General features: G+C 70.2%; 16 protein-coding genes. 9 read left to right on the forward strand and 7 right to left on the reverse strand.

What is annotated here, in order from left to right:
- Positions 1-2: 2 nt before the first annotated feature.
- The gene (locus H9Y04_RS24800; RefSeq protein WP_187816227.1) at positions 3-212 is read left to right on the forward strand and encodes a hypothetical protein; all 210 of its coding nucleotides are present in this window, start codon (positions 3-5) and stop codon (positions 210-212) included.
- On the opposite strand, the gene H9Y04_RS24805 is transcribed toward H9Y04_RS24800, so the two are convergent.
- Positions 164-622 carry a DUF11 domain-containing protein gene (locus H9Y04_RS24805; protein WP_187816228.1) on the reverse strand — a complete coding sequence of 153 codons (459 nt, stop codon included), beginning with the start codon at positions 620-622 and terminating at the stop codon, positions 164-166. The genes H9Y04_RS24800 and H9Y04_RS24805 overlap by 49 nt on opposite strands.
- Before the next feature lie 280 nt (positions 623-902).
- On the opposite strand from H9Y04_RS24805, the gene H9Y04_RS24810 reads away from it, so the two are divergent.
- The 3 genes from H9Y04_RS24810 to H9Y04_RS24820 all read left to right on the forward strand — a co-directional run bounded on the left by H9Y04_RS24810 (position 903) and on the right by H9Y04_RS24820 (position 4176).
- Positions 903-2861: an acyl-CoA dehydrogenase family protein gene (locus tag H9Y04_RS24810; protein ID WP_187816229.1), complete on the forward strand. Its 1959-nt coding sequence runs from the start codon at positions 903-905 to the stop codon at positions 2859-2861.
- A 236-nt stretch (positions 2862-3097) separates the two neighbouring features.
- Positions 3098-3487: a phage holin family protein gene (locus H9Y04_RS24815; RefSeq protein WP_187816230.1), complete on the forward strand. Its 390-nt coding sequence runs from the start codon at positions 3098-3100 to the stop codon at positions 3485-3487.
- A 191-nt stretch (positions 3488-3678) separates the two neighbouring features.
- Positions 3679-4176 (forward strand): cupin domain-containing protein, encoded by a 498-nt coding sequence (locus H9Y04_RS24820; protein WP_187816231.1) that lies wholly within the window; start codon positions 3679-3681, stop codon positions 4174-4176.
- A 38-nt stretch (positions 4177-4214) separates the two neighbouring features.
- Here H9Y04_RS24820 and H9Y04_RS24825 read toward each other — a convergent pair whose 3' ends face one another.
- A complete protein-coding gene (locus H9Y04_RS24825; RefSeq protein WP_187816232.1) occupies positions 4215-4676 on the reverse strand; it encodes a protease complex subunit PrcB family protein in 462 nt (153 codons plus the stop codon).
- 187 nt (positions 4677-4863) lie between these two features.
- Here H9Y04_RS24825 and H9Y04_RS24830 point away from each other — a divergent pair, with 187 nt between their 5' ends.
- Complete coding sequence (locus H9Y04_RS24830) at positions 4864-6126, forward strand: amidohydrolase (RefSeq protein WP_214661598.1); 1263 nt, start codon at positions 4864-4866, stop codon at positions 6124-6126.
- A gap of 185 nt (positions 6127-6311) precedes the next feature.
- On the opposite strand, the gene H9Y04_RS24835 is transcribed toward H9Y04_RS24830, so the two are convergent.
- From H9Y04_RS24835 to H9Y04_RS24845, 3 genes are all read right to left on the reverse strand, one after another.
- Positions 6312-6635 carry a hypothetical protein gene (locus tag H9Y04_RS24835; RefSeq protein WP_187816234.1) on the reverse strand — a complete coding sequence of 108 codons (324 nt, stop codon included), beginning with the start codon at positions 6633-6635 and terminating at the stop codon, positions 6312-6314.
- Between the two features lie 262 nt (positions 6636-6897).
- Positions 6898-7686, reverse strand: a complete 789-nt coding sequence (locus tag H9Y04_RS24840; protein WP_308801086.1) for a M15 family metallopeptidase — start codon at positions 7684-7686, stop codon at positions 6898-6900.
- 35 nt (positions 7687-7721) lie between these two features.
- Positions 7722-9218: an MBL fold metallo-hydrolase RNA specificity domain-containing protein gene (locus H9Y04_RS24845; protein ID WP_236071357.1), complete on the reverse strand. Its 1497-nt coding sequence runs from the start codon at positions 9216-9218 to the stop codon at positions 7722-7724.
- Positions 9219-9547: 329 nt separating this feature from the next.
- Between H9Y04_RS24845 and H9Y04_RS24850 the strand changes: the two genes are divergently transcribed.
- Entirely contained in the window at positions 9548-9997 is a 450-nt protein-coding gene (locus H9Y04_RS24850) for a Crp/Fnr family transcriptional regulator (RefSeq protein WP_187816235.1), read from the forward strand.
- Here the strand turns inward: H9Y04_RS24850 and H9Y04_RS24855 are convergent.
- Entirely contained in the window at positions 9970-11742 is a 1773-nt protein-coding gene (locus H9Y04_RS24855; protein ID WP_187816236.1) for a SulP family inorganic anion transporter, read from the reverse strand. The two genes, H9Y04_RS24850 and H9Y04_RS24855, sit on opposite strands and share 28 nt — an antisense overlap.
- Positions 11743-11821: 79 nt before the next feature.
- Complete coding sequence (locus H9Y04_RS24860) at positions 11822-12238, reverse strand: hypothetical protein (protein WP_187816237.1); 417 nt, start codon at positions 12236-12238, stop codon at positions 11822-11824.
- 363 nt (positions 12239-12601) lie between these two features.
- Between H9Y04_RS24860 and sqr the strand changes: the two genes are divergently transcribed.
- From sqr to H9Y04_RS24875, 3 genes are read left to right on the forward strand one after another with little or no spacing between them, the layout of a single operon-like run.
- A complete protein-coding gene (gene sqr, locus H9Y04_RS24865) occupies positions 12602-13843 on the forward strand; it encodes a type III sulfide quinone reductase, selenoprotein subtype (RefSeq protein ID WP_187816238.1) in 1242 nt (413 codons plus the stop codon).
- Positions 13844-13861: 18 nt separating this feature from the next.
- Complete coding sequence (locus H9Y04_RS24870) at positions 13862-14179, forward strand: TusE/DsrC/DsvC family sulfur relay protein (protein WP_187816239.1); 318 nt, start codon at positions 13862-13864, stop codon at positions 14177-14179.
- Positions 14180-14194: 15 nt separating this feature from the next.
- Positions 14195-14743 carry a DsrE/DsrF/DrsH-like family protein gene (locus H9Y04_RS24875; RefSeq protein WP_187816240.1) on the forward strand — a complete coding sequence of 183 codons (549 nt, stop codon included), beginning with the start codon at positions 14195-14197 and terminating at the stop codon, positions 14741-14743.
- Positions 14744-14759: the final 16 nt, after the last annotated feature.

A 14759-nucleotide genomic window follows, 5' to 3' on the forward strand; every position in this document is an offset into this window, starting at 1 on the left:
CGATGACCAGCATCAACATCCTCAGCGCCCGTCTGCGTGCCGAGCTGACGATCCTCACCCCGAACTCCACCCCCGAGGACCGCGAGGCCATCATCAACGCCCTGTGCCGGCACCTGCTCAACTCCCGTCCCGCGCCCCCGCCACGTCTCCTCCCGACCGTGGGCTACCAGCCGCCCACCGCCTGGACCGGTCCGTCAGCACAGGCGGGTTGAGGGGATCGCCAAGCCGGCGTGGTCGGCTGCCCGACCCCCGTCACCGTTCCGCTGATCGCGGCCTTGCGCGCCTCCGGCGGCAGCTTGACCACCAGTGTTCCGTCGTGATGTCCGCCTGCGGCCAGGGTGCCCAGGTTGCAGGTGACTCCCCTGTTCGTAGGCGGTGAGCACATGTCCCCCACCGACAGGATCTCGGCGCCGACGGGCTCAAGGGTGTGCCGGACCACGACGTTGCCGGCCGCTGCCTTACCCGTGTTGGTGACCGTCCAGGCCCAGGTCACCTCGGAGATGTCCTCCGAGAGCTCAGGCGCCGAGTAGACCAACGTGAACGACGGAGAGTCCGCGGCCGCGGGCACAGGGACAGCGAGAATCGCCCCGGACAGCAGGAAAGCGAATGTGGTTCTGCGCACGATGTCTCCAGGTCACGACAGCCTCGTCGCCCCTATGAGCGACGCTTTGCCAACGTTCCGGCCGCACCCGGGATGCGCTTGCTCACCCGATCGGCCGCCCGTCCTCAACGAGGGGATCCCCGGCCGCCCCCAGGCCGCCGGGGCCGGAACGGTGCGGGAGCTCGCCGACCCCGGTGACAGCGCGGCCACCTGCCGCGCCCGGGATGAAACGGCTCACCCGGGCGGACCGATCATCGGCCCGGTGTGCTTCGAGCGTCGTGGGGTCGGGTAGCCGGGCCTCATGGTCAACGACAGTGAAGCGCCGGCGAACGGGTATGTGCAGCCCTCCATCGACGTCAAGGCGCTTGCCGCGCTCCTCGACGGCGCATACGGCGAGATCCGTGATCTGGTCCGCGCGAATCTGACGCAACACGCGGAGGTGCTCGAGGACGCCGAGCGGCTCGGCTTGGACGCGTTCCGTGACCGGGTGCGCGATGTCGTCGTGGAGATGGCGGCAACCGGGCAGACCGGGATGGGTTTTCCTCAGGCCTACGGGGGTGGCGGGGATGTCGGGGCCTCGATCGCCGCATTCGAGACGCTGGCCTTCGGGGATCTGTCGGTGCTGGTGAAGACGGGTGTGCAGTTCGGGCTGTTCGGCGGGGCGATCCTGCATCTGGGCACCGAGCGGCATCACGAGGCCTATCTGCCGCGCCTGATCACCGGCGAGCTGATGGGGTGCTTCGCGATGACGGAGACCGGGCACGGCTCCGACGTACAGGCGCTGCGCACCCAGGCCCGCTACGACCCGGACAGCGCGGAGTTCGTGATCACCACGGACGGGGAAGCGGCGCGCAAGGACTACATCGGCAACGCCGCCCGGCATGCCGAGCTCGCTGTGGTGTTCGCGCAGCTCGAGGTCGGCGGCCGGCAGGAGGGCGTGCACGCGTTCGTGGTGCCGATCCGTATCGACGGGGCGCCGGCGCCGGGCGTACGGATCGAGGACGACGGGCGCAAGATGGGCCTCAACGGCGTGGACAACGGACGGATCTGGTTCGACCAGGTGCGCGTGCCGCGCGAAGCGCTGCTCAACCGGTTCGCCGACGTCACCGCCGACGGCACGTACCGCAGCGAGATCGAGAATCCGGGCCGGCGCTTCTTCACGATGCTCGGCACGCTGGTGCAGGGCCGGGTGAGCGTCGCCGGCGCGGCCGTCAACGCGAGCAAGGTCGCGCTGACGATCGCCGTCAAATATGCCTCCCGGCGGCGGCAGTTCACGGCCGCAGCGGACGGCGAGGAACAGCTGCTGCTCGACTACGGCACGCACCAGCGCCGACTGCTGCCGCTGCTCGCGCGGACGTACGCGCTGCACTTCGCCCAGGACGTCGTACGCACCCAGTTGCACGAGGTCTTCTCCCGCCCGCAGGCGGACGACCTCGCCCGCCGCGAACTGGAGTCGCGGGCGGCCGGCCTCAAAGCGCTCGGGACCTGGCATGCCACCCGGACCATTCAGGAATGCCGCGAAGCGTGCGGCGGCGCCGGGTATCTGGCGATCAACAGGTTCGCCGCGCTGAAGGCCGACAGCGACGTCTTCACGACCTTCGAGGGCGACAACCATGTGCTGCTGCAGCTGGTGACGAAGGGCCTGCTCACCCATCACGCCAGCGAGTTCGAGAACCTGGACCAGCGCGGCATGGTCCGCTACGTCACCGCTCTCGCCCTCGACACGATCATCGAGAAGGCCTCGGTGCACAAACTCCTGGAACGGGTGCGGGACCTGCTGCCCGGCGGCGATCAGTGGGACCAGGAGGCCGGGCTGCTGGATTCGGAGTACCAGCTCGCCATGCTCCGCTTCCGCGAGGAGCACATGCTCGCCGGTCTCGCGCGTCGTCTCAAGCGAGGCATGGACCAGGGCGGGCAGCCCGGCGCCGTCTTCTCCCAGGTCCAGGATCACGTGATCGCGGTGGCGTCCGCGCACGTCGAACGGCTGGTCCTCGAAGCGTTCGTCGAGCGGATGCGTCAGCTCCCGGACGGGGACGAGAAGGTGGCCCTGGGACTGCTGTGCGACCTGTTCGCCCTGTCCACCATCGAGAACGACCGCGCCTGGTTCATGGAACACGGCCGCCTCACCGCCCAACGCTCCAAAGCCATCCACCGCGAAGTGAACGACCTGTGCCGCAAAGTCCGGGCCATCGCAGTGGACCTCGTGGACGCCTGGACCATCCCGGCACCCATGCTGCGCTCACCCGACCTGCTGGGGTGAGGGGCGATCGGCAGTTCCCGGTGCAGGCGCGTACGGCGGATCCGGTGCGGGCTTGCAGGCTTGCAGGCTTGCAGGCGCCGATGCTTCCCGTCGGCAGCCGCACGCTGCGGTAACGCCCCCGCTCAGCACCAACGCAGCACAACAAGACCCCCGAACCCGGGAATTGGCACCTCCTGTTCACTTCGATCCCGTCAGCCCTTCCACACCCTCGCCCCACTCGTGGCAGAGTCCCGCTTATGGCTGACATAAGCGGACGACGCAAGCTGGGCGCTCTCATAGGTGTATGTATCGCCGGGGCCGTGCTGCCCGGCATCACCCTCGGTGAGGAGTCCGTCGATGTGGCAATGTCCCTACTGGTCGCCACCGCCGTGATCGTGGTCCTCACCCAGCTCATCTACGTCGGACCCACCGCCCGTGTTCCGGCCCCCATGCTGCTTGCCTTCGGCCTCGCCGGGTTCGTGCAGGACGCGCTGATCTGGTGGCTGCTCTCGTGGATGGGCGAGAAGGTGGCAGAGATGCAGGTCGAAGGCTTCGGCACGATTCTGCTCGCGGGGCTGATCACGCGTGCGACGATCCTCGCGGTCTCTCTGATCCCGGCCCAGTCGGCTGCGGACGTGACTACCTGAAGTCCCGACGCTCTCCCGCGACGGCGGCGAGGCGGTGTGCCGTGCCAGGCGGCCTGACAGACGACGTCCTCGACTTCCCCGTCTCGTCGATCGCATCCCGTACAGCAAAGGCCCGGGCACGAGACAGACTCTCCACTACTGTCGATCAAGCTGTCAGGTGCCCGACACACGCCATCCGCGAGGAGAAGCAGATGTCCTATCCCGAGCCCCGCTACCTCGGCGAAAAAGGCGAGGTCAACGCCGTCTTCCGCGGCGCCGACCACGAGCCGGAACTGGTCGGCAAGGGCGGGAACCGCACGCACTACCTCGCCACCCACGCCACCACCGGTGGCGAATTCGGCCTGTACAAGGTCGACTTGGGCCCCAAGGCCCCCGGCCCCAAGACGCACTTCCACCGCTCCATCTCGGAGTCGTTCTTCGTGCTCTCCGGCGAAGTGGGTCTGTTCAACGGTGAGAAGTGGGTGACCGCGCGGCAGGGCGATTTCCTGTACGTCCCCGTCGGCGGGCTGCATGCGTTCCGCAACGACTCCGACGAGCTGTCCTCGATGCTGCTGCTGTTCTCACCAGGTGCGCCTCGCGAGGCCTACTTCGAGCAGGTGGCGGAGGTGGCCCAGCGCGGCGGCGAGGAGTTCGCACAGTTCCTCGTCGATCACGACAGTTTCTTCGTGCCCGAGGCCGACCGCGACTGACCGGCCGGCACGGCTCGGAGCGGGGGCGGGCGCCGCGGTCACTCGGCCGGGCCGTCAGTCTCCGCCCCGTACCCGGACGCTTCGCGCTCCATGTGGAACCGGAAACCCACCCCGTCCGGAGCCCACGGAACCGCCACCGCATGCAGGGGGTTCGTGATCGCACAGCCGGTCACAGCCCCCGGCGGTGGCACCGACTCCACCACGTATACGTGCATCACCCGGCCACGCCGGACCACGCGGCGAATCTCCACCCGGTAGCCGGTCGAGGGGCGCTCCCCCGTAGCGACAAACAGCACGAAGTCCCTGGACCAGTCGACCCCGGGCGCCGGCGCGGACGCCGACTGGTTGCCGGTCGCACGGCGCCACAGGTCCGCCCAGGCAGATTCGGTCCGTACGTCGAGGGCAACGGCCTCCTGCACTCTCGACCACACCACGCAGACCAAAGTCCGGAAGGCAATCTCGTGTTCGGGCTCATCCCCGGCCAGTGAACGATCGTCCATACCCCGTTTCCCTCCCCGCCCGTCTCTGCCGCTTCCGCTCGTCGGCCTTGTGCCACGTGCCCGCGCGGCCCGGCCCTGTGCCATCGTGCTCCCGCCCATACGGACAGGCCAGGTCGCGGGCGGCCGGGCCGGAGTGCACCGGTCGCTTCCCGACGTTACGGTGTGCGAAATCGGTGGAAAACGGAGGCTGGGCGTGGCTGCAGAAGCGGTGATTGCGGGCCTGAGCGGAATCCGGGAGCGGCTGGCCGGGCTCTACCGGGACCTTCACCAGCATCCGGAACTGTCGCTGCAGGAGACGAGAACGGCGGCTGTGCTCGCGCGGATGCTGCGGGAGTACGGGTTCGACGAGGTCGCCGAGCAGGTCGGGACGACCGGCGTGGTCGGCGTGCTGCGCAACGGCGACGGGCCGGTGGTGATGCTGCGGGCCGACTTCGACGCTCTGCCGGTGGAGGAGAAGACCGGTCTGCCGTATGCGAGCACGGCCCGCGGTGTGGACCAGGACGGCCGCGACGTACCGGTGATGCACGCCTGCGGACACGACATGCACGCCGCCTGCCTGGTGGGCGCCGCCATGCTCCTGGCGTCCGCACGCCAGGAGTGGAGCGGAACCCTGCTCGTGGTGTTCCAGCCCGCGGAGGAACTCGGGTGCGGCGCGCGGGGCATGGTGGAGGACGGGCTCTTCGAGCGTTTCCCCAAGCCGGACATCGTGCTCGGCCAGCACGTGGCGCCGCTGCCCGCCGGGTTCATCGGATACGGCACCGGCCCGGTGATGTCGGCTGCGGACTCGTTGGACGTCACCCTGTACGGTCGCGGCGGTCACGGGTCCCGTCCCGAAGCGGCCATCGACCCCGTGGTGACGGCCGCGCACATCGTCACGCGGCTTCAGGGCATCGTCGCCCGCGAAGTCCCGCCGGCCGAGACCGCCGTGGTCACCGTAGGTCGGCTGCAGGCCGGCACCAAGGACAACATCATTCCGGACCACGCCGAGCTGGGCGTGAACATCCGCACGCACACCCCGAAGGTCCGAGCCCTGGTGCAGGCGGCGATCGAGCGGATCGTACGGGCGGAATGCCAGGCCGGCGCCGCGGTGAAGGAGCCCGAGCTGACGTGGCTCGACAGTTTCCCGGCACTGGTGAGCGATCCCGACAGCACCGAGAAGACGGTGGCGGCGTTCACCGCCTACTTCGGTCAGGACCGGGTGCACGAGATGCCGCCGGCCAACGCCAGCGAGGACGTCGGGGTGTTCGGTGACGTGCTCGGCGTGCCGACCGTGTTCTGGTTCTGGGGCGGCCTCGCGCAGGAAACCGCCGTCAAGGCATTCTTGGAGGGGAACATCGACGAGCTGCCCGCCAACCACTCGCCGCACTTCGCTCCGGTGATCGAGCCGACCCTCAGCACCGGCGTAGAAGCCCTGGTGATCGCCTCGATGACCTGGCTGCAGCGGCCCTGAACCACGACTCGGACCTCGCCGGACCCCCACACCGACAGCCATCACTGCAGCCAAACCCAAGCTCTGCCGCGCTCACGTTGAGGACTGCTCCGCCGCCAGTACTGGCCAGATCCCTGGTGACATCGGCTATGCGGTCCGTGTAGCGGCCGCCTCGGCCCGTTCCTCGACGCAGGCACGAACTGCGTTCAGATGCCGGCAGCGCGCAACTGCTCGACGGAACCGACCTGAGCCACCCATGCCCGCTGGTCCACATCGTGCCGCCACCCGACAACAGCCCCGGCAACCGCGGGCAGGACGGTGTCGGGCCAGATCATGTAGCCGAGGCGAATAAGCTCTCGGCCCGCCGCATGCGCGGCATCGAACGGGAAGGCGGGATAGTCGGGCCAGTGCGACAGGTCCTTCTCCGCGAGCACCCCTTCCTCATCCGCGCGTCGCACCTGCAGGACGTAACCGGTCGCAGCGGCTGAGCAGACAGCAATCAGGTCGCGGCGGTCCTGATCGTCGGTCATGCGCAGCACGGTACGGGAACGGTCGTCGGCTCGGCGCCGAGGGGTGCGAGGTGCGATCGCCCGCGGCCGTGTTGCGAACGGTCGGGCACGTCGGCTCTCGGGCCGGAGAGCCGACAACGCTCGGGGCACGGTCGGATCGAGCCGCGTGCGTGTCGTGGCCGTCGTGCCTTGCCGCGGGCGCCGGAACCACGGCCTCCCCCGGCTGGCTCGGTCACGTCTTCGGCCGGCAGGACACGCCCGGCTGACGGCCGGAGGGCGACCGCTAGCGCAGCGGGCGGGAGGGGTAGCCGGTGTCGAAGTGCTGGTAGTCCGCTGTGGAGATGTCCTGCCAGATCCAGCCCTCGGTGGTGAACGCCCGCCAGACCGGGCCGTTTTCGAGGATCTTGCCGCGGCCCGGGGTGCGGCTGCTGTGTGCGGCGCTCGGCTGCCAGCAGTCGCAGCGTCCGTCCCTCCATGGGTTCTCCATCGGGTTGATGTCGACCGCGCGGCCGTTGGCGTGCGGGGACTTCGTGGAGGGGGCGTTCGCCTGGCCCTGTCGGCGGCAGTTGAAGGCGGAGGTGTTGTCGGCGCGCATCGAGGCGTCGTCGTCTCCGCCGTATGCCTCGATGGGCTCCATACGGCGGATGGGGAATCGGTGCTCGAACAGGTCGGTGAAGACACGGACCAGGCTGTCCGCCACATCGTCCCGGACGACGAGGGCGCCGCGGTGAATCTTTCCGTCGAAGCCCCAGTGGTTCATCTCCAGCCGGCGCAGCTCGGTTCGCCCCACCGGACACTCCGGGCGCCAGGCTCCGGCGGTGACCATGCCCTCCCACTGACGGTCGTCGAGCTTCGAGACCGTGGCGTCCAGGGCGGGGGCCGCGCTCTCGTGCGCCGGTGGGGCAGAGGCGGATGGTGAGGAGGGTGAGGGCGATACGGCAGATGTCGGCGTAGGGGCGGGGTCCGTCTCGGCCGGGCCGAAGCTGCAGCCGGTGGCGAACAACAGGACAAGAACCCAGACACCCGCGCACCAGTCGCTGAACTTCACCAACAGCCCCCTCTGTGTGATCACGTCACAGTACTGACCGGCGCCGGGTTCGCCATGTGTCAGCGGACGAGGACGTGTTCGCCGGAGCGCGGCACGACGGCCGTCCAGCCCAGGGTTTCGTCGATGCGGTCGCGCAAGGCCTCGGCGGCCAGGGGCTCTCCGTGTACGAGGTAGGTGGTGTGCGGGGCGGGAGCAGCACGCAGCCAGTCGACGGTCTGTGCGGCGTCGGCGTGGGCGGAGAAATGCGGCACGTTGGCGACGGTGGCCCGCACCGGGACGTACTCGCCGAACATCTTCAGTACGGTGGCGCCGTCGACGAGGTCCCTGGCCCGTGTCCCCTGCGCCGCGAAGCCCACCACGACCACCGCGTTGCGCGGGTCGGGCAGCAGGCGCCGCAGGTGGTGCAGTACGCGTCCGCCGGTGGCCATGCCGGAGGCCGCCACGATGACGGCCGGTCCGGCTGCCTTGGCGATGTCCATGGACTCCTGGATCGACCGGACGGCAAGGAAGGGTTCCGGGCTGAGCGCCGCCGTGCCCGCGGCCGTGATCTCGGGGCGTAGCTCCGGGGCCTTGGCGAGGATGGCGTCCCGGTAGACGTCCAGCGCGGCCAGTGCCATCGGGCTGTCGACGTAGACCGGGACCTCGGCCGGCAGGCGGCCGTTGCGGCGCAGCCGGGTGAGTTCGTGCAGCACGATCTCGGTGCGGTCCAGGGCGAAGGCCGGGATGACGACGGTGCCGCCTCGGGCGAGGACTTGGCCGAGGACGTCCGCGAAGTTGTCCCTGGCCGTCTCCTCTTCGTGGCGCCTGTTGCCGTACGTCGACTCCACGAGCAGGACGTCCGCGCCGGAGAACGGCACGGGCGGGCGCAGCAGAGGGTGGCCGGGGCGGCCGAGGTCTCCGCTGACGGCCAGGGTGTGCCCGTCCTCCAGGGTCAGGTGTGCCCAGGCCGAGCCGAGGATGTGTCCTGCGGAGTGCAGGGTGAGCCGGGTTGCGGTGGCGATGTCGGCGGGCGTGTCCGTGGGCACGGGGTCGAGCAGTTTCAGTGTGCGGTCCACGTCCGAGTCGTCGTACAGCGGACGTGCGGGGCGGTGCTTGGACCAGCCGTGCTCGTTGGCGTGCTGGGCGGTTTCCATCTGCAGCCGGGCGCTGTCGCGCAGCACGATCTCCATCAGGCGTGCGGTGTACGGCGTTGTCACGATCGGTCCGCGAAAGCCGTGCCGGACCAGCCTCGGCAGGTATCCGCAGTGGTCCAGGTGGGCGTGGGTGACGACGACGCTGTGAATGTCGCCGGCGTCGCACGGCAGCGTGCGCCAATTGCGCCTGCGCAGGTCGGCGAGGCCCTGGAAGAGCCCGCAGTCGACCAGAACGCGGGCGTGGTCGCTCTCGACGAGGAATTTGCTGCCGGTGACCGTGCCGACGCCGCCCAGGAAGGTCAGCAGGGCGGGACGGGGCACGGTGCCCGGTGCCCCGGTGGTCATGGAGTCGGTGACGGCTTCGCTCATGGCGTCGGTCTCCTCGAAGTCGGGGCCCACCGGCCCCTGCGCTGCGCTGGGCATCCAGCCTGCGGAGAGGAACGGCCGCCGCGCCACGGGCCGAACGGCCCCCGACGCGGCCGAAGCGTCCACGCCTCGGCCGTACGAGTCCGCCGCGTTGCCGAACAGGGCCGGTCGGCCCTCGGGCGAGGACGTCAAGGACCTGCCGCCGCACGGCGAACCGGTCCACCGTCTGACGGAAGAGTCCGAACACTTCAAGTGTCCCGCGTCGGGTCCTGCGACGCACCGCCGACGGCCCGCTACCGGACAGCGCCGGACGGACCGCCGAAGAGGCGTCACCAAGCGGCGTGACAGGACCACGGGGAGCGACAGGAGCGAGGGGAGAGACAGCGATGACGCACGTCACCATCTTGGCCACGGTCCTGCCGGCCGAGCACCGCAACCGGCTGATGGGGTGCGCCCGGGAGGTCGCGTTCACACCGGGCACCCGGCTGTTCGAGGAGGGACAGCCGGCCGACAGGTTCTGGGTCGTACGGACCGGTGTGGTCGATCTCGACCTGCGTCGGCCCGGTCATGGAGCGACCGTCATCGAGTCCCTCGGTCACGGTGAACTGGTCGGCTGCTCCTGGTACTTCGCTCCGCATGTGTGGAAGCTGGGCGCCACGATCACTCACCCCGTGCAGGCCTGGGAGTTCGACGCGGACGCGGTACGGGCCCTGTGCGTCGCGGATCCCGCTTTCGACCGCGCGGTCGCGCGCTGGGTCGGACGGGTGGTCGCCCACCGGCTGCACGCGTCTCGGGCGCGGTTGTCCGCTCAGGCCGACGGCGCCGAGCGGCGGTAGGCGGCGACGGCCGTCGGCAGCGTCGGGAAGATCAGGTCGCTGCCGATGGAGTCCGTCAAGCCGTATGCGTCCAGTGCCACGCGCAGATCCTGTTTGACCCGGGCGATCGCGAACACGATGCCGCGGCGGGCCATTTCGGCTCGCAGCGCGTCGACCGCGTCGAGCGCTGTGATGTCGACCTCCACGTTGGCCTCGGCGTTGAGGACGAACCAGCGCACCGGGCCGGCCTGTTCGTCCACGGCGGCCAAGGCCCGGCGCCGGAAGTCCTCAGCGTTGGCGAAGAACAGCGGGGAGTCGTAGCGGTAGACGAGCAGGCCCTCGATCATGCGGGCGTCGGGGTAGTCGTCCACGTCGTGCATACCGGCAACGCCCGGGACGAGCCCCTGCACCGCGTCATGCGGGCGCGCCACCCTCAGGAGCATCTCGGCCACCGACAGACCGACCGCGACCAGCACTCCGTACAGGATGTCCAGGACCAGCACCGCGCCCAGGCATCCCAGCGCGAGAAGCAACTCCCTGCGGCGGAACGACGCGAGCCGCCTGAAGCCGGCCAGGTCGACCATGCGGACGGCGGCGTACACCACCAGCGCGCCCAGGACCGCTGCCGGGGTGCGGGTCAGCAGCGGGCTGAGGAAGAGCAGCGCACACAGGACGAGGGCGCCGGCGACCAGCGAGTGCACCTGGCTGCGGGCGCCCGTCGAGGAGGCGAGCGCGGTACGGCTTGCGCTGCTGCTCACGGGAAATCCGTGCAGCGCCCCCGCGCCGAGGTTGGCGGCGCCCAGCGCCAACAGCTCCTGATTGGCGTCGAGTTCGTCGGCCTTGGCGCGGGGGGCGTCGAGGCCGCCACCCTTGTTGCGGTCGGCGTCGAGCTCGTCTCCCCCGTTGCGGTCGGTGAACGCTCGCGCGGTGAGGATGCAGTCCGTGTAGCCGACGACGAGGATGCCCAGCGCCGGCACCAGCAGCTCCGGCAGATCGCTCAGGCCCGGCAGGGCGAACCCCGGCAGTCCTGAGGGAACGGCGCCGATCACCTTCAGGCCGTACCGGTCGTCGAGGTCGAAGGTCACGTTCACGACGGTGCCGAGCACGACGAGGAGCAACGGCGCAGGCAGGGCGCGGAAGAAGCGCGGCAGGACGAGGACGAAGGCGATGGCGCCGGCCGCGAAGAGCACCGTGGCCGGCCGTGCTTGCGGCAGATCGCTGACGAAGGACCAGAGTTGGGGGAAGAACCCGCTGCCGGACCCGGCGCCGGCCCCGGTCAGCTTGGGCAGCTGGTCCACGATCATGATGCAGGCCACGCCGGCCAGATAGCCCACCAGGACCGGCCGGGACAGGAGATCGGCGACGAAGCCGAGCCGTGCCGCCCAGGCCAGCACGGCCAGCAGGCCGACGGCGATCGCCAGCGTGGCGGCCAGCGCGGCGTACCGGCCCGGATCGCCCGCTGCCAGCGGGCCGATCACGGCGGCCGTCATGAGGGCGGTCGTCGATTCCGGCCCGACCGAGAGGAGCCTGGACGAGCCCAGCAGCGCATACACACCGAGCGCGGGCAGGATGGCCCACAGTCCGGCGACCGGCGGCAGGCCGGCCACCACTGCGTACGCCATGACCTGCGGCATGAGGTACGCCGCCACCGTCACTCCGGCGTACGCGTCACCCCGCAGCCATGAGCGGCGGTAGCCGGTGAGTGGGGCGAGCCCCGGCACCAGGCGGCGCCAATCGAGGGCGTGCCCGCCCGGCTTGGGACTCATGGGACTGCTTCCCCCTCCGGACGGGCATCGGCCGATGTGCGGATGTTCGGCTGTGTGCGGCAGTTCGGCAATACGCGGCTCAGGCCTGCGGCTCGTCCGGGGCCGCCGAGGCAGCAACCGACGCGCTGCCACCGCGCCACGGCGGGGCCGTCGCCCTGCGGCCTTGCGTCGCGGCGTGCACGGCCTTGTCGATCTGCCGCCGCAGCCGGTCCTGGAGCAGGTCCACGACCTCGCGGCCGGTGGCGGCCTCGGCCGTCGCAAGGACCGTCCTGCTGCCGAACCGCAGATCGGCGGTGGCCTTCCACGGCCGGCCTTCGTGGTGGGCGGCGGCCTGTGCGATCCGAGCTTCGCCGGTGGCCCGGGGCAGGCCCGGCCGGTCCACAGCGGCGTCGATCTTCTGGCGCGCGTAGGCGAGCGTCTCGGCGTCCACGTGACCGTCGGTGCGCAGGCCTACCGGCGTGGCGGTCTCGGACTGGTTCCCGCTGTCGGTCGTCATACCGTTCTCCTTCGGGTCGGCCTCGTGCCCGGTCCTCGTTGCCCGCACGGTGGCTGTGATCCCTGTCTAGCAACCGTGAGTCGGCGCTGTGCGGCCGATTCGGCGCCGTGGGCGAAGCAGGGTCCACCGGCCCGGCAGGTCGGGCGCTTCGGCCCCGCGGGCCGGTGCGCGGCGGGGACCGGTCGGCGCCGCTGCGGGCCGTTCGGCACCTGGAGAACCCAACACCCCCTCATCTGCACCTGCTTGTGCGCCCCCTGCGTCTCGCTCCCCCGCGCCAACGGCGAAAGGTCTACCCCTGGTGGCCACCCGAGCCGGGACCAGCGGTCCCTGCCTCTCGCCCAACTGCCCGCGGACAGTGGAGACATGGGACACCACATCGTGATTCTCGGGGCCGGTACCGCCGGCACGCTGACCGCCAACCGGTTGCGGCGCATGCCCGGCGCGGACGAGTACCGGATCACGGTCGTCGACCAGGATGACGACCACGTCTACCAGCCGGGCCTGCTGTTCGTACCGTTCGGGCTCGCCCAGCCGCACCATCTGGTGCGGTCCCGGCCACGTCAGCTGCACTCCGGGATCGACTACCTGCAGGCCCGCATCGAGCAGGTGGACCCGGCCGCGCGGACGGTGCGCCTCGCCGGCGGCCGCCGACTGTCGTACGACGTCCTCGTGGTCGCCAGCGGCGCCCGGCTCCTTCCGGAGGAGACCGAGGGCCTGACCGGAAGCGGCTGGGGCGAGAACGTCTTCACCTTCTACGACCTGCCGGGCGCGGTCGGCCTGCAGCACGCCCTCGAACGCTTCGACGGCGGACGCATCGTGATCGACGTGGCCGATCTGCCCGTCAAGTGCCCGGTCGCACCACTGGAGTTCGCCTTCCTGGCCGACTGGTACTTCCGGCGCTGCGGCAGCCGTGACCGGGTGCAGCTGACCTACGCCACCCCGCTGGACGGCGCGTTCACCAAGCCGGTCGCCGCGAAGGTGCTCGGCGGACTCCTCGAGCGCAAGGGCATCGAGCTGGTCACGGAGTTCAACCTCGGCGAGGTCGACGGCCGAGGCGGGCGGCTGGTGGCGTACGACGGGCGCGAACTGCCCTACGACCTGGCGGTGGTGGTTCCGCTGCACGGCGGCGCGGAGTACGTGGGCCGCTCCCCCGGGCTCGGCGACGAACTCGACTTCGTGCCCGTGGATCGCCGCACCCTCCAACACCGCGACCATCCCGAAGTGTTCGCGATCGGCGACGCGGCGGGGCTGCCCGCGTCGAAGGCCGGCTCGGTCGCCCACTTCGAGGGCGAGACCCTCACGCACAACATCGGCAGGTTCCTGCGCGGACAGCCGCTGGACGGATTCTTCGACGGTCACACGAACTGCTTCGTCGAAACCGGCTTCCACAAAGCCCTGCTCATCGACTTCAACTACGACACCGAACCGCTGCCGGGGCACTTCCCTGCCACGGTCGGGCTGCCGCTGCTCAAGGAGTCCTACGCCAACCACCTCGGGAAGCTCGCCTTCGAGTGGTTCTACTGGCACAGCCTGCTGCCCGGGCGCGAACTGCCCGGTATCGGCGGGCAGATGCCCGAGCACGGCAAGCAACGCGTCCGCACCTGACATGTGAGGAGCAGACCCATGCCCACCGCCACCTACGACGACACCACGGTCCCCGTGGACGACCAGGGCTTCTTCACCGACCCCGGACGGTGGACCGAGCCGATGGCCGAGCAGATCGCCCGCGAGGACGGGATCGCCACGCTCACCGACCGGCACTGGATCGTGATCCGCTTCATGCGCGCCCAGTACGAGGTCAAGGGCACCGGGCCCACCGTCCGCATCCTCGGCAAGACCTCCGGCGTCGGCGTCAAGGAGCTGTACCGGCTCTTCCCCAAGGGCCCCGCCAAGACCGCGGCGAGGATCGCCGGCATTCCCAAACCCCGCGGCTGCCTGTGAAGGAGCGTGCCCGCCATGTCCGACACCCGTACGAAGGTCGCGACCGCCACGACGACTGCGCCGGAAAGCACCCCGGCAGCACCGTCCGTGCCCGCCCCGGCGGCGACCATCGAGAAGGTTTCGATCATCGTCTCCAAGGGGTCCCTCGAAGGCATCTATCCCGCCCTGATCATGGCCAACGGCGCCCGGGCCGAGGGCATCGAGGCCGATCTGTTCTTCACCTTCTTCGGTCTGGACGCGATCACGAAGAAGCGCTGGGAGCACATCAAACTCGCCACCGTCGGCAACCCGGGCCTGCATCTGCCGACGCTGCTCGGCGGTATGCCGGGCGTGCCCGACCTCGTCACGCGCGTCATGGAGCGCAAGATGGACCGGCTCGACATCCCGCCGATCCCCGAGTTCATCGAGATGATCGCCGACACCGGCGCCGGCATCTACGCCTGCCAGGCCTCGGTCGATCTCTTCGGACTCGAGCGGAACGATCTCGTCGAACAGGTCCAGGGCGTCATCACGGTCGGCGAGTTCTACGAGCGCGCGGCCGGCAGCCAGATCATCTACACCTGAATCCGGGCGCCGGTCC

It is taken from the genome of Streptomyces polyasparticus, assembly GCF_014493765.1.
In the GTDB taxonomy this organism is placed as follows: Bacteria; Actinomycetota; Actinomycetes; order Streptomycetales; family Streptomycetaceae; genus Streptomyces; species Streptomyces polyasparticus.